General features: G+C 35.5%; 14 protein-coding genes. 5 read left to right on the top strand and 9 right to left on the bottom strand.

Annotated features, from left to right (window positions below):
- Positions 1 to 220: 220 nt before the first annotated feature.
- On the bottom strand, positions 221 to 625 hold the full coding sequence (locus BZG01_RS07265; protein WP_101309159.1) for an endonuclease domain-containing protein: 405 nt from the start codon (positions 623 to 625) through the stop codon (positions 221 to 223).
- 198 nt (positions 626 to 823) lie between these two features.
- Positions 824 to 1,678 (bottom strand): GNAT family N-acetyltransferase, encoded by an 855-nt coding sequence (locus BZG01_RS07260; RefSeq protein WP_218973043.1) that lies wholly within the window; start codon positions 1,676 to 1,678, stop codon positions 824 to 826.
- 227 nt (positions 1,679 to 1,905) lie between these two features.
- On the opposite strand from BZG01_RS07260, the gene BZG01_RS07255 reads away from it, so the two are divergent.
- The gene (locus BZG01_RS07255) at positions 1,906 to 2,688 is read left to right on the top strand and encodes a hypothetical protein (protein WP_101309238.1); all 783 of its coding nucleotides are present in this window, start codon (positions 1,906 to 1,908) and stop codon (positions 2,686 to 2,688) included.
- Between the two features lie 206 nt (positions 2,689 to 2,894).
- On the opposite strand, the gene BZG01_RS07250 is transcribed toward BZG01_RS07255, so the two are convergent.
- Positions 2,895 to 3,467, bottom strand: coding sequence for a hypothetical protein (locus BZG01_RS07250; RefSeq protein WP_143470853.1), 573 nt, complete (start codon positions 3,465 to 3,467; stop codon positions 2,895 to 2,897).
- Positions 3,468 to 3,639: 172 nt separating this feature from the next.
- Here BZG01_RS07250 and BZG01_RS07245 point away from each other — a divergent pair, with 172 nt between their 5' ends.
- Positions 3,640 to 3,867: a hypothetical protein gene (locus tag BZG01_RS07245; protein WP_101309157.1), complete on the top strand. Its 228-nt coding sequence runs from the start codon at positions 3,640 to 3,642 to the stop codon at positions 3,865 to 3,867.
- A gap of 104 nt (positions 3,868 to 3,971) precedes the next feature.
- Here BZG01_RS07245 and BZG01_RS07240 read toward each other — a convergent pair whose 3' ends face one another.
- Positions 3,972 to 6,248 (bottom strand): tetratricopeptide repeat protein, encoded by a 2,277-nt coding sequence (locus BZG01_RS07240; RefSeq protein ID WP_101309156.1) that lies wholly within the window; start codon positions 6,246 to 6,248, stop codon positions 3,972 to 3,974.
- 378 nt (positions 6,249 to 6,626) lie between these two features.
- On the opposite strand from BZG01_RS07240, the gene BZG01_RS07235 reads away from it, so the two are divergent.
- The 3 genes from BZG01_RS07235 to BZG01_RS07225 all read left to right on the top strand — a co-directional run bounded on the left by BZG01_RS07235 (position 6,627) and on the right by BZG01_RS07225 (position 10,383).
- Complete coding sequence (locus BZG01_RS07235) at positions 6,627 to 8,858, top strand: hypothetical protein (RefSeq protein ID WP_101309155.1); 2,232 nt, start codon at positions 6,627 to 6,629, stop codon at positions 8,856 to 8,858.
- A 66-nt stretch (positions 8,859 to 8,924) separates the two neighbouring features.
- Positions 8,925 to 9,443, top strand: a complete 519-nt coding sequence (locus BZG01_RS07230; RefSeq protein WP_101309154.1) for a hypothetical protein — start codon at positions 8,925 to 8,927, stop codon at positions 9,441 to 9,443.
- A 10-nt stretch (positions 9,444 to 9,453) separates the two neighbouring features.
- Complete coding sequence (locus BZG01_RS07225) at positions 9,454 to 10,383, top strand: tetratricopeptide repeat protein (protein WP_101309153.1); 930 nt, start codon at positions 9,454 to 9,456, stop codon at positions 10,381 to 10,383.
- Between the two features lie 145 nt (positions 10,384 to 10,528).
- On the opposite strand, the gene BZG01_RS07220 is transcribed toward BZG01_RS07225, so the two are convergent.
- The 5 genes from BZG01_RS07220 to BZG01_RS07195 form a co-directional block, all read right to left on the bottom strand.
- Positions 10,529 to 10,963, bottom strand: coding sequence for a glycine zipper domain-containing protein (locus BZG01_RS07220; protein WP_101309152.1), 435 nt, complete (start codon positions 10,961 to 10,963; stop codon positions 10,529 to 10,531).
- 35 nt (positions 10,964 to 10,998) lie between these two features.
- On the bottom strand, positions 10,999 to 11,640 hold the full coding sequence (locus tag BZG01_RS07215; RefSeq protein WP_101309151.1) for a hypothetical protein: 642 nt from the start codon (positions 11,638 to 11,640) through the stop codon (positions 10,999 to 11,001).
- Positions 11,624 to 12,109 (bottom strand): RNA polymerase sigma factor, encoded by a 486-nt coding sequence (locus BZG01_RS07210; RefSeq protein ID WP_101309150.1) that lies wholly within the window; start codon positions 12,107 to 12,109, stop codon positions 11,624 to 11,626. The genes BZG01_RS07215 and BZG01_RS07210 overlap by 17 nt, the downstream gene beginning before the upstream one ends.
- A gap of 186 nt (positions 12,110 to 12,295) precedes the next feature.
- The gene (lacZ, locus tag BZG01_RS07205) at positions 12,296 to 15,418 is read right to left on the bottom strand and encodes a beta-galactosidase, LacZ type (RefSeq protein WP_101309149.1); all 3,123 of its coding nucleotides are present in this window, start codon (positions 15,416 to 15,418) and stop codon (positions 12,296 to 12,298) included.
- A gap of 197 nt (positions 15,419 to 15,615) precedes the next feature.
- Positions 15,616 to 16,926: an MFS transporter gene (locus BZG01_RS07195; RefSeq protein WP_143470852.1), complete on the bottom strand. Its 1,311-nt coding sequence runs from the start codon at positions 16,924 to 16,926 to the stop codon at positions 15,616 to 15,618.
- Between the last annotated feature and the right edge of the window lie 150 nt (positions 16,927 to 17,076).

Below are 17,076 nucleotides of genomic sequence, written 5' to 3'. Positions count from 1 at the left end.
CCCTTCGCCTGTCGGCACTTCCCCTCAAAAAGGGAAGACTTTGTTTGTGAACGATTCTCCCATTTTAAGGGGAGATGTCCGAAGGACAGAGGGGTGTGTTTTGTTTGCCGATTGATTTACTTCTTAATCACCCCATCGCCTGTCGGCACTTCCCTCAAAAAGGGAAGACTTTGTTTGTATGGGTTTCTTCTGTCCGAAAGACAGAGGGGTGTGTTTTGTTTTAATTTTTACGATTCCTTTTAAATGCAGGATCGTTATTATGTTTTTTAAATGAGCTTTTTATCTTTTCAAGGATGTCTGGTACATTTGATAATTCTTCATTTTTGACTCGTACTACAGTAATATTTAAATTGGTTAAGATTTTATCACGATTTTCATCCCTCTCTTTGGTGAAATCATGAATTTTACCATCTAATTCAATGGCTAATTTTTCTGCTTCGCAATAAAAATCCGGTACAAAAAAGAAGTATTCGTCAGCATACGATTCATAAACTATTGCATGTTGTCGAATAAACTTTCGCCCGAGCAGTTGTCGCTTGCGAATATGCTTCCATAATAAGTCTTCCGATTTGGTCGTGTTTTGTTTTAGTTTACTCTTACACTTTATTATTTCGTGAAATTTCATTGTCTTTTATAATTTTACTCCTTCGCCTGTCGGCACTTTGTTCACAATATTATTTCAAATTGCGTTCACAATCTTCACTGCGTTACGGTACCCTCAAAAAGGGAAGACTTTGTTTGTGAACGATTCTCCCATTTTAAGGGGAGATGTCCGAAGGACAGAGGGGTGTGTTTTGTTTTCCGAATTTAAGAATTAGTGATCTTACAATTCCATTACCATCTCAAACTGTTTGCCACTAGCTAAAATTGAGTTTGATTTCAGGAATTCCGTAATCGACCTGCACGCTGTTTCTGTATTTAGGCATTTTATAGAGTCGTGCTGATTCAATTTCACCATTTCTTTAAGAAGCAGACTGCCAATACCTTTTCGTCTGTTTTTTGGCTCAACTGCTATTTGGGTAATGTCGCCCGATTTTGCTTCGAAAATACCATAAGCCAATAGTTGCTCATCTTTAAAAACTCCCAGTAGTTTAAAATTATCCGGCTTTCTTGATATCGCTTCGAAGCTATTTTGCCAGGATGGCGTAAAGTCGCAAAAAGAGCTCAATGTTTCTGCTTGTGATAAATCGATGGTTTCAATCTTAAAATTTGCAGGTGCGCTTTTAGAATTTAATTTTAGTTCTTCATTTTTCTGAACGAAATAGTTGAACTCACGGCTCACACAAAAGCCTAGCTTTTTATATACTGATATTGCTTTTGTATTGTGCTGCAATACCTCCAGCAAGTATTTCGAAATACCGGCCTCTTTTAAAAATGGAATTGAGTAATTGAATATTTTGCCTGCCAATCCTTGTCCCCGATATTCATTGATTGTTCCGGTTCCCGTATCGTAGGCCATTTTAGTTCCGCTAAAAGAACCGATTCCATTGCAGGTAAAAGCGACTAACTTATTTTCATCAAATGCACCAAAGGATAGTTCAGGAACGAATCCTCTGCGGTGCAGCATGGTTTCTAATTCACCACTGTCCAATTGTATTTCATAATCGTTAAATGCCAGGCTAAAAGCTCCGAAAAGCTCAGGAAAAGGAATTCCTGCTAAAGATTTTATTGTAATCATGATCAGCTTACTTGTTTTGAATGAAGTTTAAATCCGAATTTATCAAAAGCTCAATGATTAACAAAACATGCAGTATAATTAATTGGCGGAATATTCTTTGCTGTTTCTAATTTTGATTTGTTATGAATAGCCATTTGATAGATTGGCTGTTATTATCTGCAGTTTTTATATTGTACAAAGAGATAAAAAGCTGTAACTTAAGTCTTATTCACCTAAAACTGGTTGTTATGAAAAAAATATTACTATTTGTTGCTATGGTACTGTTTTGTGGAATAGGCATGGCACAGCAGGAACGGTTTCTGGTTTTTGAATTTATGAAAGTTTCCAACGATAAGGAAACAAATTATTGGGAGACAGAAACTTTTTGGGAAAAAATACATGCTGAACGGGTTAAAAGCGGAGAAATTAAAGGCTGGGATTTATGGTCATTAAAACCTGGTGGAACAGAACAGGGTTATCAGTATGTAACAGTGACTATTTACGACGATCCGGTAAAAGCTTTATCGGATGGGGATGTGTGGGGTGCAGCTAAAAAGGCTTATCCTGATATGTCGGATGAAGAGTTAAGGAAAGCATTACAGGATGGTGAGAAATCGAGGGAACTTAGTAAAAGAATGTTTTTAAAAGTAATTAAGACCACCGACGATAATTTTAAGATGGATATAGGAACTGTAATGAGAATGAACTTTATGGAGGCAACTAATGGTAAAACAAATGAGTATGAGAAGGCTGAGATAAATCTTTTTCTTCCAATGCATCAGGAAAGAGTAGAAGCCGGAACCATGAGTCATTGGGCTTTGGCAAGAGTTCTGATGCCTTCGGGCAGTAAAGTTCCGACCACTCACATGACTTTTGATATGTTTAAAGATTATCTTCATTATTTTGATGCCTATGGCCGCAATGAAGTATTTAATGTTGATGCCGAAACACAAATGAAAATAGACGAAGCAGTAAAAACAAGAGATCTGAATTGGACTTATTTGGGAACCTTGAAGAAAACTGTGAAATAGATGATATAGAATTAATCATAGGAGGCTGTCCAAAAAGTAGGATTTCAATAATTGGGTGTCATGTTGAACTTGTCGAAACATCTCATTTTAAATGAGTAGATTCTTCGTCCCGATTCATCGGGATCAGAATGACAGATGTTCTTTCTTTTTGGACAGCTTCTTATTTTTTCAAAAAATAGCTCAGGAGCGAAAATTGGTTTTCATCTCTAATTTGTATTCATTATTACATACCAGTCCCATTCGTTTGGATCTCCAACACCAACACTGGGTGTGTATCGGAAAATACCAATCTTTTTACCACTCTTAAGATATCTGGATACAATTGATAAATGATTAACTGCATTCCAAATGGAATCAAGTGGATATTCAACTCCTTCTTCCGGGAAAATGATTTGAAATTCATCATCGGCAGGTTTTTCAACCGGAATATCCAAGGTGGCAAACTGTGAAGGATAATAGAACCATCTTGGGAATTTTAAATGTCCGGTTCCATTCCAAACTATCGATCCATCAAAAATCAACTCATTACCTGGTTCATAAAACAAACTAATATTCCCGAAATCTCCAGGAGAGTCGTAATCTACACCAATAGGAATTGTATCAGCATCTGAATATTCGGCATGCAGAAAGAGCTCCGTGCCTTTCTCAAATTCATAATTTGTGTAGTCAACCTGCAGCAATAAAATACTCTGCTTGTGCTCGTGAAAATAAACATCATCCGAATCGTCTAAACAACTCGTCATTAATCCTAGTAATACAAAAAATATCCATCTCTTCATCATTACAAATTTTAAAATTACCAGTTTAATCACCACAAAAATAATGCCTTATCGAACCAAGAAGTGGGTAAAGCATTACATGATGGTGCGAAATCGAGGGAACTTAGTAAAAGAATGTTTTTAAAAGTAATTAAGACTACCGACAATAATTTTAAGATGGATATAGGAACCCATGAGTCATTGGGCTTTGGCAAGAGTTCTGATGCCTTCGGGCAGTAAAGTTCCGACCACTCACATGACTTTTGATATGTTTAAAGATTATCTTCATTATTTTGATGCCTATGGCCGCAATGAAGTATTTAATGTTGATGCCGAAACACAAATGAAAATAGATGAAGCAGTAAAAACAAGAGATCTGAATCGGACTTATTTGGGAACCTTGAAGAAAACTGTGAAATAGACAATGTTATGCTGACAATAAAAGAGTATTTCTGTTTGGAAATGCTCTTTTATTGTTGATATAATTAGCCTATACAATATTGTCTGGTTTCTCAGTTTGTTTTCTTAGCATTCGCCAATGGGTTCCGTTTTTGAGTGTTTTTGCATACCTTCTACTATATTTTCCAGTTTTTCAGTTGGTTTCAGATCCAGCTTTTTTCTAAGGCGATAGCGGGCTGTATTTACACTTGAGGGTGAAATCATGAGGATTCCTGCCATTTCGCGGGTTGTTAAGCCAAGTTTGATAAGAATAAATATCATGATCTCATTTCGTGATAGAAAAGGATATTTGCTTTTAAGATTACTAATGAAGTGAGGGTTTTTTCGGGTGAACAAGAATAGGTAGTCGTCCCAATCTTCTTCAGTACTTAGTTTAGAGCTGAGCAGACATTCTATTTCGTTAAATTCAGAATTGTTTGGGGCGATGAGTTGATTCTGTTTTAGTTTTGCATTTAGCTCTTCAATAATAATCTCCTTGGCTTGAATTAAGTCTTTTGAATTCGATATTGCTGATTTGTGTTTCTTTGTTTCCTTCTCCAATTCTTTTTTTGCCAATTCATTTTTATTGATTTCCTTATGAAATCGTTTCGTTTTTCGTTTCAGATACAGAAAAAGGAATCCTGTAAGGAGGAGACATAATGAAATGTAGAAGAGTCGAAGTGAAAAAATTCGATTAAACAGACGCTTGTTTTCTTTTGTAAGCAGCTCTTTTTCTTTTTTTGCCAGCAGCATAGCAAAATCACTATCTTTCTTATACAAAGCCAGGGTTTGATCCCGTTCACGAATTTTTGAATTAATTTTATCTGTCTCGGCAAGATAAAAATAGGCACTGTCAGGCTGCTGCAATTTTTTATAAATTATTGAAAGACTTTTTGCTGCACTGGCGCGTTCGTAAAGCCGTTTCATCGATTTATAGTTTCTCCAACTGCTAAGAATATATTTTTTTGCCGGCAAAAGACTATCCATTGCCATGTAGCACTTACCTATGGTGAGTTTACTTAAATTGGCCGTCGGAATTATATTGAATTTTTTTGCTAAACATTGAGCTTTTATGGCATGTTTTAATGCTTTGTCTGGTTCCGAATCAAATTTTAAAATATTTTCTGCTTTGTAAATGAGATAAGTGGCTATAAACTTTTGGTCTTGGCAATTGGCAAGTAAATTTTCTGTAGCGGCCAAATAATACAAACTTGAATCCTTTTCGTTGTTTAACATGAAATTAATGGCGAGATCAAGATTTACTTCAGCAACTTTGGCTTTTAGTCCTAAACTTTGATTGCAATTCAATGATTTTTTGTAATACTTTTTGGCATCCTTATAGTTATTCCATTTTGCCATGAGATTTCCCAGCTGCAGATAACCTATTGCAATTCCTATGCTGTCTTTTCTGTTGTGAAATATTTCAATTCCATCATAAAGTAAAGATACCCCGGCTCGTAAATCACCAATGTGCTCGTAGCATTTACCTAAATTGGTATTTATATAGGAAATCATATTGGTGTCGTCCTGTTCTTGTGCAAGAGTCAGGGCCTTTTTATAATTGATAATTGCTTTGTCATACCTGCCTTTTGATGTGTACAAAACACCTAAGTAGGCTAAGTCCTGAAAGTTGTCTTTCCAATTCGTACTGTTTTGACTAATTTCTACGGCTTTTAATAAATAGTTTTCAGCCTTTATTAAATCAGAATTTTGATTGTAAAGAAAAGCGATATTGGAGTAATAGGCTCGTTTGATGTTATCCGATACGTTCTGGTTTTTTTCAATGAGTGAATTGAAAAGTTCAATTCCTTCCGACATTTTGGAGGCATACCAATAACAGTAAGTCATTTGTTTCAAAACGCCTTTGCAATATTCTCCAATGTGTTTGTTTTCCTCTTCAGCAAGTATTTTCATTGAATGATCGTATGCTTTCTGATAAAGGTCTATGGCTTTTGGATATTCATGAAGGCGTTGGTAACACTTAGCTTTTAGGTATAGACCCTGTACAATTTCATCTTTTTTCTTCAGTTTTTCAGCCAATTCAAAAATAGTATCTGTCTTTTTTACAGCCTCTAAATACATTTGCTTCGAAAACAGACCAGAGCCCCAGTAAAGAGTTGATTTAAGAAGGGCAATAGAGTCGTTTAATGCAATGGCCTGCTCTTGGCATCGAGAGGCATAATAAATAATCGTATCTCCATTTTCACCATAGCCAAATGTCTCAGCTATTTTCAAATTTGTTCGAAGTTGTTCTGTTCCGTATTGTGTTTTAGAAATAAGGATCAGTGAATCGATTTTTGACTGTGTATATCCCGAAATAGAAATGAGAAACAGGAGGAGTGAGAGGATTTTTTTTGCTGTCATAAATAAAAATAATGTAAAGGGTAGTCAAATGTAAAAAATAAGATGAAATCTGGCAATGTTGAATATGTGTTAATGGAGTGTTTCATAACAGGCTGTAATTAAGACAGTAAATCAAAAAGGATGTAAATGTCTATTGTAATGTCTATTGGTGTTGTTTCTCACTTATAGGGCGATTGTTCATATTTGCGATGCTTGCAGCAGATACTTTGAGATTATGATGAAGGCTTTGTTTCAGTAAACAGGAATCAGAATAATATAGGCACATTATTGTAAAAGCAATGTGATTAAGCTTGAATGATTTTAATGTTGCCTGCAGCTTATTTTTTTTGAAAAAGATACTTAAAATCAATTTATAATAATTATTAAATTTTTAATGTAATGAAGAAAAATCTACTCGTTTTACTTAGCTTGATTTTGATTCCTGTATTGGGAAATTCTCAATCGTTTAAAGGGAAAGATAAAGTGAGTTTCTTTCAAGCTCCTGCAGAAAAGGTGAAATTTTCATCTGCAAATGTATTTTTATCAACAGATAAAGCTTTACAGGAAGCTAAAAGAGAAACATCAAAAGCAAAAGTATCTAAGTTTGGTTCAAAATTAGGTGGTTTTGGTGCGGCAATGGCTGGTGCAGTTAATAAAACCATCGATAAAGCTGCTGAAATCAACAAAATGATAGATGCAATTAAAGATGAAGAAGGCAGATTTGCAGTATGGAATTTTGTTCCTGCATACATTAAGTATGACATGAATAGTGTAAAAGAGAAAGTAAATGTTGAAATTTTTGTTCTTTCAGAGACACCTAAAACTGAGATGGGAACAGAGGAAAGAATGCCAACCACAGCAGATAAGGAAGGATATTATCTGGTACCTTGGAGTGTAAACTGCAGATATCAGGTGACATCAGCCCAGGGAGAGGTAATTTATGAGGATAATTTAGGTTTGGTTTCCGGTAAAACCAAAACTAAAAAATACACACCCGCGGCACCGGCAAAACTTGGAAGTATTTCCCAGGCACCTGCTAATGATGCTCTTTCAGTTTCAGATGAAATTGGTGTGAACGAAGCTTACAAAAGAGTTCACAAAGAAGTATTCTCACATTTTGGATTTGGTCAGTTTACTGTGGCTGCAAAATTGGGAAGTATCAAAGAAATTAAAGAATTGAATAAACTTACCAAGCCAACTGTGGCTTTATTCGAAAATAAGAAGGGTTTATTGCTTAATAAAGATGAGAAAGCAACATTAGCGGACTATATTATGGTTTTAGAGCCAAATATCAGCAAATGCTCTGATAAGACAAGATGGGTTGCATACCACAATTTATCTTTGTGTTACGCATGGATGGAAAATGTTGAAAAATCTCAGGAGTACCTGAAGAAGTATGCCGGCGAAATAGAGGATACCTTCGGGAAAATTAAAGTTTTCAATCAATTGGTTAAAGGGGAGCTATCTAAAGAGCAACGTGTTGCTGCCAAAGCGGAATATGGATCTATAGCTATCGGTACCAAGGATATGAAGAAATATTCAAATTACAAAGACATTGAGAGTTTTGTAAATTTTTATCCAAAAGGGGCAAATGCATATCCGGCTTTATTGACTACTATCAACAGAAACTTGTCGCAGTTTGTAGATTTTTATGCACACAACGATTTGCTGTGTCAGTTGTTCGAGCTTGATTACCCATTTCAATTCCTTCCTTTACAGGACTTTACCGGATTGCCAAAAACCATGACTGGACAAATAACTAAAGAAGGTGATGAACCAGTTGATTTTACCGTGAAGTTTGATAGCAAACGCAGAGTGAAAAAATTGGAAGCCAGCCAAATTGGTATTGCAGAGGATGGATCAAAAGACAAAATTATTACCCGTGATATCAAGCCTGTTTATAACGAAGCGGGAAAATATGCCTATATGGAAGTAAACGCAGGAATGTTTGCAGAATATTATGGCAAGACTACTTCCTATACAAAGATTGATGAAATCAGCGATCCTTTGGTTGGAGCTACTCATGGTGCAGCCAATAATATCACCAAAAATATCGGCTTTATGGGAGGCAAAGTAAGCGAGGAAGATGTGCAATTGATGGTTGATCTTGAGGGGAAAGTTTACTTTACAGGAAAGTCGGCTTTACCACGGGTAAATGCCATTTTCAAGGATCTTTTAAATGCGAATGGATTTGTTCCTAAAAAACCAAAAACCACAACAGAATTCGAAACGATTGCTTCAATTAACGAAGATGGTGTCTTTACTGAATGGAACTGGAATGGTACAACCCATACTCATTTAGCTGGTTCGAAAGGGGTTGGACAACAAAATATCAATGCAGATAAAATGATTAGAGACATGAAATTTTCTTCAGTTGATGATCATGGTAATCCTGTGAAAATTCATTACGATTTAGATTTAGCAGGTAAGTTATCGATGAACGAGAGAATGAGTTTCAAAGGTTTTATGAATTATGCATTCCTTGCTGGAGCCGGTCCTCAGGTTAGTTCTGATAATTTTACTATTGATACCGGTATGGATTGGGATTGTGAGTTTGTTTACGATGCCCAAGGCAACTGGACAGAGATGAAAGTAGGTCCTTATAAAGCAACCAGAACTTTTAAATATTAATACAATTCAAGTGTTGGGCAGATCGTAAAGGTCTGTCCAATTATTTTATTCTAAAATAGAATTCTAATGGTAAGAGACTTATTTAAACCGTTTACCGGATTTCTTTTTGCCTTTTTTTTACTGTTCTCTACGCAGGTTTCGGCACAATTGGTAAATGTAATTTCAACCTCGGCAGAAGACGAGTTAATTAAAAAGTATAATTTCTTTTCAATGGTTGAAGTTGAATCAGACATAGCAGTTGGACAAGAATGTGTTAAGGTAAAAAATATATCAGATTTGCCTCTTTTGTTTTTTAAAGAGGCAATGTTTACTCCCAATCGTGCAATCGAAGTTCATTTTATGGATGCAAATAGTGAAAATATGGTATTGGAGCACAACAAAAGTGAAGATGATATCTTTTTCGTGAAATGCAGATTTGTGGTAGGAGAGTATTCAAAATCATGGTTTGTGCTTCTTGATGATCATGCTGTTGTGTTGGAAAATTGTGCAACTCATAAATATTTAGGACTTACTGAAAAAGGAGATTTTTATCCTGTAAATGAGGTGAGGGATGCCTCACGTTTCGAATTAATACATCACTTTTAATTTGTAAAATATGAAAAAGACATTACTATTTTTGAGTCTGATCCTGTTTTGTGGTGTGTCAATCGCTCAGGAGATATTTGCTCCGGCTTTTAAGATGACTAAAGAACCTCTTTTGCGGCCTAAGATTTACATTGAACCTGCTGCAGTAAGCGGGGATGATATCCCTTTCGATATTGATACTTTACTGAAAAGTAAATTCGAATCAGGTAATTGGATTAATTCTCCAAGAGGTAAGGGTTTGCGCATAGAAAAGCACTGGAGAGATATGAAAATCTATTCGTTGGCAACAAGTAAAGAAGAGGCGGATGTAATTCTACAACCACGATTGAATTACACAGCTAAATCAGAAAAAATTGACACCTGGCTGCATGAATTTAAAGGAAGAGGCGGAGTGAAAATTCCATTTAAAGAGGTTCGTGCAACAAATTCGCTTGATGTTAATATAGTTCTTGATTTGAAGTATAAAGATAAGTCTACTTCTTCTGATACAATTTCATACGAAACGAAATCGGTATTGAAGAAAGGGAAAAAACTGATATCCCTTGAGGAGATGAATGAGAAATTAGTGAAACAAATTGGCTCACAATTGTACTACTTACAGCACTTTGCCGAATGTGATATGATTTGCTACCGTTTTCCTAAACTTAAGATAAAAGATAAAGAACTAAAGAATGATATAAAAACCATTCAAACTTTGTTGAATGAGGCCAGGTTAAGCGATGTGGCCAATATCTACCGAAAAATTATTGATAAAGAACCTTCACCAGAAGCCCATTTATGCTTGGGTATTTGTTATGAATTGGCAGGAGATATCAAAAAGGCAGAAGCAGAGTTTAAACACAAAATAGATTTTCATATTAAAACGAGAATGAAATCTAACAATCAGATATATGATTATTTTCAATCAATAGGTATCACCTTAAAAGGAGTTGAGATTTAGTATAACATTATTGTATTTTAGTTAGAAAGAAATCCCGTTAATAGTATTGGCACTATAGCGGGATTTGCTTTTTTTCTTATATTCTGTTTATGTAAAAGCAAGTATAAATGTGAATTTGACTAATACTGAAATTTCAACAGTCAACTTAGCATTCTAAATTTAGTTGATTTCCATTTTGTTCTGCTTTTTTATCAAAATATATTCCTACAGATATTCCTATTGCCAAACCAAGTATCAAGCCCATGCCATTGTTATCAAAAGAGGTAGAAAACACAACTCCCAGAGCAACTCCAATAGCCATATATAGGTTTTTGTAGTGGTTTTTTGTAACCAGATTAAGCTCTTTTTCAATTAGTCTCAGAGTTTTATAATATACTTTTCTCAGAAGTCTGACCAGTTTTTGATCTGTTTCTGAAAATGAATTAATCGCGGCAATATCCGTATTAACAGCGTTTTGGATATTTTCCGGTATTTCTCTTTTATTCAACTCATCAATCAAAACCTGTAACTTATGATATGCTTTTGTAAGCTTTATATTTTGCTCATTATTAGCTCTTTCTTCTATTTTTTGTATTGTCATGCCCGTAAAATTAAAATTATGATTTTGAATGAGAATCAGGCTCTCAATTCTTCAATATCTGCAATTAGTTCATCCAGCTTTCTAAATACCTGGCCATAAATCAGGCTCACATCAAAATTGTAAATTCGATCGCCAAAGTAGGCTAGTAAACCTGTAATAATTACAACTGGAATTGTCCATAGTACCGGTATGTTATTTATGAGATAAATTTGATTGGGTCTTTCTAATATCCCTTTAAATGTTTCCTGAATATCCTGCGAAAACCAAAAACCCAATACCATAAAAAGGAAAAATAAAGGGTAATAATATCTGGCTAGTTTTCTGTTAACTGCAAGTTGTTCTTTCATCCAGTTATCGAATGATTTCAAATATTGGTAGCTGTTTACATTTTTATCAATTTTAAACAGGCCTTTCATTAATTTTCTGTTGACCAGTAAAATAGCATTTAAAATGAAAAAATATCCTATACCCATAACAGGGATTCCCACAACACCGGAAGCAATCAAAATTACGAATGAACCTATAAATAATGCATTCAGGTTTATTCTGAACATTCTTTTGAATTTATCGATAATGTGTTTGGATTTTTGATTGTACAAGTCATTTAGTTTTGGGGCTACCAATGCATCGCTTTCTAAAAAACCTTCTTTCCAAATTGTTTCAATTGACTTTTCCATCTAATATTTTTTTTAGCCGTTCTTTAATTCTTTTAACCCGCACACCAATATTGTTCGGATTTGTACCAATAATTTCTGCAATTTCCTGATAGGATTTTTCCTCCAGATAAAGCAAAACAACTGCCCTGTCTATCTCTGATAATTGCTTGATCGCAGTATAGAGATGATTAAGGGACTCATCGTCAAAGGTCCGGTTGTCTTCAGCTGCCACGTCTGGTAATTGATCTGAAGTAACATGATGCTTGCTGTTTTTCTTCAGTAAGGTCAGGCAAACATTCAAGCTCAATCGATAGATCCATGTCGACCATTCCGATTGTCCTCTAAAATTTTCATTACTTCTCCATATCTGTAAACAAACCTCTTGGTAGTAATCTTCGAAATCTTCCTGTGTATTCGTGTATGCCCGGCATATCTTAATGATAATGGCAGCATATGGAAGAATCGATGATGTGTAAAAATCGTTACTCACTATTGTTTTTTCTTAATTAGTGGTAGAAATATAAGATTATTACACCCAAAAGAAGATTTTTTTTTAATGTGACATTAAGATTTGCTTTATTACCGGTTTGGTAATTGTTTATTCCTATAAACAACAAATGCTTAAACCGATTAAAATCAGTTTAAGCATTGTGTGTTATTGGTGATCCGGTGTTGATTATTTTATTACCGGCACAATGGTAAAGCTGTAATGATATACTTTATCTGCATAATATAGATATGGATTGTGAGGTTTTGCACCCCAGCTGTTATCACCGCCAAGTCCCATCATTTTGTGGTCGATGTGAACTTCTACAAATTCGTGCTCTTTTACGTCAGCAGTCGTGCGTCCAAGTTTCTCCGTTCCCGGATCAAAATCAGACGTAGTGTAGTGCAGTGCATTGAATTCAATAGGTTCACTGTTGGCAATTATTTTTACTCCCAAGCCTGATTGATTGGTTAGGCTTAACCAGCGAACGTCTGTTTTATGTCCGTTTTCCTGTGGTCGGTTGTATGGAAAATATTGATCAGCTGCATTCGATTGATACAATCCAATAAACGATGCGGTATTTCTGTCGATATAATTTTCCTGAGGTCCTCGGCCATAATAGGTAAGATTATTAAATTCCTTTGGCAGTTTAAACTGTAAACCAATACGCGGTATTTCCGGTAACTTTTCCCGTTTAGCTTCAAAGCTATAGTTTACATCAATTTTACCATCTCCGTAAATTGTATAAGTAAGTTCTATTGAACCTTTAATACTTGGCAGTTGTAATTTTGCATGAACAGAAACTTCCGATTCAGAGATTTGTTTCGATGTAAATTCCTGAAGACTTGCATCATTCATAGCCTGTTTCCAAATTTCACATCGCTCCGGCATTTTGCTTCCAAAATCATTATCGGTAGGAGCACGCCAAAAGTCCGGTGCTAACCGGTCTTCTATTAATTCGTAACCATTCAGTTTGTAGGAAGTAACAGCGCCCGATTTTTTTGAGAATAAAGCTGAAAAATCCTTGCCGGAAAGGCTTAACTGATCTGCATTCTCTTGAATTGAAATCAGATCAGCAGAAACCAAATGATCTTCCGAGGCTTTAAATTCACTGATAGCAAATTGTTCAGAAGCAACAACATGACCGAATGGTATTAGTTCGGTTTCCTTAGCCTGCAAAGCAAACAGGTTGATGAAATATTCTGTTCCTTCGCTTTGATTAAAATCACCCAAATCGAGTTTAAATTCTTTTTCAGATTGAGGCGCAACTCCTGCAGGGGTAAATTCTCCAGACTTTTGAACAATACCATTAGCCAGCAATTCCCAGTGGATTTGGTAGTCATTCAAATTTTTGAAGAATTGATCGTTTGAAACTTTAATAAGTCCTTCAGAAAGATTAACGGCTTTAAAATTAATGTTTTGATATACTTTCTTTACTTCGTACAAAGCGGGATGCGGGGTTAAATCAGGATCCACCACACCATTTAAACAAAAATTACCGTCATTATACACCCATTTTGGCTCAAAATGACCGCCATATGCCCAAAACCGCTCTCCGTTTTCAGTGTACTTTGCAATTCCCTGATCCATCCAATCCCAAATAAAACCACCTTGCATTTGTCGGTTTTTACGAACCAAATCCCAATACTCCTTAAAGTTGCCGTTGCTGTTTCCCATGGCATGAGAATATTCACACCAAATAAAAGGACGTTCCGAATCTGTACCAATCCATCTTTTCTCTACACTTTCAATTGAACGGTACATGTCACCAATAATGTCGGTATGTCTTTCTTTTACGTCGGTCATTTTTTCAGCACGTTCGTAATGTACTGGTCGGTTACCATCAATTTCATTAATCTTTTTATAACAAGCCAGAAAATTAGGCCCTGTTCCGGCTTCGTTTCCCATGCTCCAAACAATTACCGAAGGATGGTTTTTATCTCTTTCCACCATATTTGAAGTTCGTTCTACATGAGCCGATTCCCATTCCGGATTATTTGCTAAAGTATGCTTTGGCTCGTAACCCATTCCGTGCGATTCAATATTGGCTTCATCATACAAATAAATTCCATATTCATCGCACAGTTCATACCAAAGCGGATCATTCGGATAATGGCAGGTACGAACCGCATTGATATTAAATTTTTTCATGGTTCGGATATCGTCCAGCATATTTTTTCTGTTAACAACATGTCCAAAATAAGGATTGTGTTCGTGTCTGTTAACCCCTTTTAACAGGATTGGAGTTCCATTTACCAATAATTGTCCGTCTTTAATTTCGCTGGTTCTAAAACCAATTTTAATCGAAGTGGCTTCTACTATTGCATTTTCTTTATTCCTTAAAGTTAGCAGCAGGGTATATAAATTTGGTTCTTCGGCCGACCATTTTTTCACATTGGGAATTTCACCTGTAAATGAAATCTTCTTAGTCTGATTTTTCATGCTGAATTCAGATTGATCAGTCAGAATTTCATTTCCTTCACGATCCAGAATTGTATATTTAAAATGATATACACCAGTATTTTTTCTTGAATGGTTTCCTATTTCGGCATCTAAGTTAAATACCCCATTTTTGTAATTTTCATCCAGTAATGCCTTGGCATAAAAATCAGTAATGTGCGTTTTGGGGCGATAATATAAATTTACATCCCGTTGAATGCCGGTTAATCTCCAAAAATCCTGATCTTCCAGGTAGCTGCCGTCGGTAAATTTAAAGACCTGAACAGCCAATTTGTTTCTGCCATCCTTTAAATAAGGTGTGATGTTGAATTCGGCAGGTAGTTTAGAGCCTTGGCTGTAACCAACTTTTTTACCATTTATCCAAATATAAAAGCCTGATTTTACAGAACCGAACTGAATATAAGTCTCTTTGTTTTTCCAATTTACTGAAGGCGTAAAGTAACATATGTATGAACCCGTTGCGTTGATTGAATCTGTAATAAATGGTGGATTCTTTTCAAATGGATAATCGGCATTGGTATAGTTGGCAAATCCATAATTGTACATTTCCCAGTTTCCCGGAACCGAAATCTCATCCCAATTGTTGTCATTAAAATCTTCCCGATAAAATTCTAAATTTCTTTTGCCTGCACTTTTGCTGTATTGAAATTTCCATTTTCCATTTAAGCACTGAATAGTTTCCTCTTTTGAAGGATCGGCGGCTAAAGCTTTCTCTTGGGAAGAGTATGATAAAAATGTAGAATGAGCCTTTTCTCTGTTTTTCTGAAATACATGTGGGTTTTCCCAATCGTTCTGACTAAATGAGCTTTGGCATAAGAGTACAAGCCAAATGATGGCAACGAAATGTTTCATTTCTTTTGGTTTTTTAGATGATCAACTAAATAGGAATATGATAGCCTTTCAATACCTACCTGTGGTGGCTGGTAGGTATTCAAAAGTAAGCCGTCCCGAATTTATTAAAAACGTCAGGATAAACAAAATAATTGAGGCGCTAAAAACACCAGAGACTGATTCTTAAATGCCATTTGAATTTAGTTCAGTATCTTCTTTTACTGTAATTGAGGATTTCTCGCTTTAATTGAGAAAATCAGTAAAATGACGGCGTAGGCGACTCCAGCGTATCCAGCTATGCTATAGCTTCCGGTTAATGTGAATATTCTACTGAAGAAAAGGGGCGCCATTGCACTTGAAAATACAACTAAGGACATTGATAGTCCGCTAATCGCACCCAAATGTTTTCGCCCGTAAAAGCGAGGCCATGTAATTGCTACTAAAACTGAATACAAGCCACCCATAATACCATTTCCCAGTATTAATACATAGTAGCCAATTTCAGATCCTAAAATTGCAATCCCTAAACTTGACAACAAACATCCAAGTAGAAAAATAATCAGAAGTTTTTGCATTTTTATGTAATCACTTAGAAGATTACCTAAAATTGCAGAAACAATAGAAATGATGGAAGCAGGAACAAATACACTTAAAGCTTTTTGTTCCGAATATCCACATGATTCGAAGATGGATATGACATTAAAGGTGAAACCGGTAATGAAAAATGCATTAAAACTTAAGCCAAAAGTAAACAGCCAAAATACCCATGTGCTTCGCGCTTCTTTTAGAGTATATTGTTTTTTAGTTTGAAATGTAGGATTGCTTTTGTGTTTTGGTTCAATAATTTTTCCATCAGGAATTAAACCACATTCTTCAGGATTATCCCGGTAAAAGATAAATGCGAAAATAACAAACAGAAAAGTAAGTACTGCCAAAATCTGGTAGGTGATACTCCAGTTAAAGCGGGTAATAAGCAGTGCTATAAAAAGTGGAGATACGGCAAATCCAAAAGATTGAATCGCACTGGAAAGACTATTTGCCAGCCCTCTTCGCTGGTCGAACCATTTCATGATCAGGTTTCGTGAGGCCAAGGTTAGTACTCCTTGTCCCGAGAATCGTAAGAAGAAGAATAACAAAGAGATCAGAACAAATGAAGCTGTTGAGAACTCAATACTGACAAAGTTTGATAACGACCCGGATAAAAGATCAGAATAGGAAAATAGTATTAATGTTACGGCTAATCCTAAGGCAGCGATCATTGCTGTGAAACGGGCACCAAATTTATCGTAAATTTTACCTGCATATGTTAAGAAAAGAGAACTCGCCACAGTACCAATCAAATAGGCTGAACTCAATGCATCACGACTTAATTTCAACGAATCGATTAAGTAATTGGTAAACACCGAAACGCCCATTGTTTGCCCGGGAATACTACTGATTATACCTATGGTACCTGCAATCATACAAATCCATCCGTAAAAAAACGGAATTTTTGCCGGAGCAAACGGGAAGTTCGGATTTCTTTTCAAACCAATAAATTTAAATAGATATAGTATGTATTCTTTTTGATAGTAGAGAATACTTTTATGAGACTGTAAAAATAAGCATTTTGAATTTATATCTTATGTGATCTAATTTAAAATAATATTAAATGTTTTAGTGATATATGTAAATACCTC

This window comes from Labilibaculum manganireducens, from assembly GCF_002843385.1.
Classification (GTDB): domain Bacteria; phylum Bacteroidota; class Bacteroidia; order Bacteroidales; family Marinifilaceae; genus Labilibaculum; species Labilibaculum manganireducens.
Note: the sequence above shows the minus strand (reverse complement) of the source record. Positions and strands in the feature narration are given on the sequence as shown.

Excerpts from the sequence above, each read along its gene's own strand:
- BZG01_RS07265 (WP_101309159.1), bottom strand. The coding sequence starts at position 625 with ATGAAATTTCACGAAATAATAAAGTGTAAGAGTAAACTAAAACAAAAC.
- BZG01_RS07260 (WP_218973043.1), bottom strand. The coding sequence starts at position 1,678 with ATGATTACAATAAAATCTTTAGCAGGAATTCCTTTTCCTGAGCTTTTC.
- BZG01_RS07255 (WP_101309238.1), top strand. The coding sequence starts at position 1,906 with ATGAAAAAAATATTACTATTTGTTGCTATGGTACTGTTTTGTGGAATA.
- BZG01_RS07250 (WP_143470853.1), bottom strand. The coding sequence starts at position 3,467 with ATGAAGAGATGGATATTTTTTGTATTACTAGGATTAATGACGAGTTGT.
- BZG01_RS07245 (WP_101309157.1), top strand. The coding sequence starts at position 3,640 with ATGAGTCATTGGGCTTTGGCAAGAGTTCTGATGCCTTCGGGCAGTAAA.
- BZG01_RS07240 (WP_101309156.1), bottom strand. The coding sequence starts at position 6,248 with ATGACAGCAAAAAAAATCCTCTCACTCCTCCTGTTTCTCATTTCTATT.
- BZG01_RS07235 (WP_101309155.1), top strand. The coding sequence starts at position 6,627 with ATGAAGAAAAATCTACTCGTTTTACTTAGCTTGATTTTGATTCCTGTA.
- BZG01_RS07230 (WP_101309154.1), top strand. The coding sequence starts at position 8,925 with ATGGTAAGAGACTTATTTAAACCGTTTACCGGATTTCTTTTTGCCTTT.
- BZG01_RS07225 (WP_101309153.1), top strand. The coding sequence starts at position 9,454 with ATGAAAAAGACATTACTATTTTTGAGTCTGATCCTGTTTTGTGGTGTG.
- BZG01_RS07220 (WP_101309152.1), bottom strand. The coding sequence starts at position 10,963 with ATGACAATACAAAAAATAGAAGAAAGAGCTAATAATGAGCAAAATATA.
- BZG01_RS07215 (WP_101309151.1), bottom strand. The coding sequence starts at position 11,640 with ATGGAAAAGTCAATTGAAACAATTTGGAAAGAAGGTTTTTTAGAAAGC.
- lacZ (WP_101309149.1), bottom strand. The coding sequence starts at position 15,418 with ATGAAACATTTCGTTGCCATCATTTGGCTTGTACTCTTATGCCAAAGC.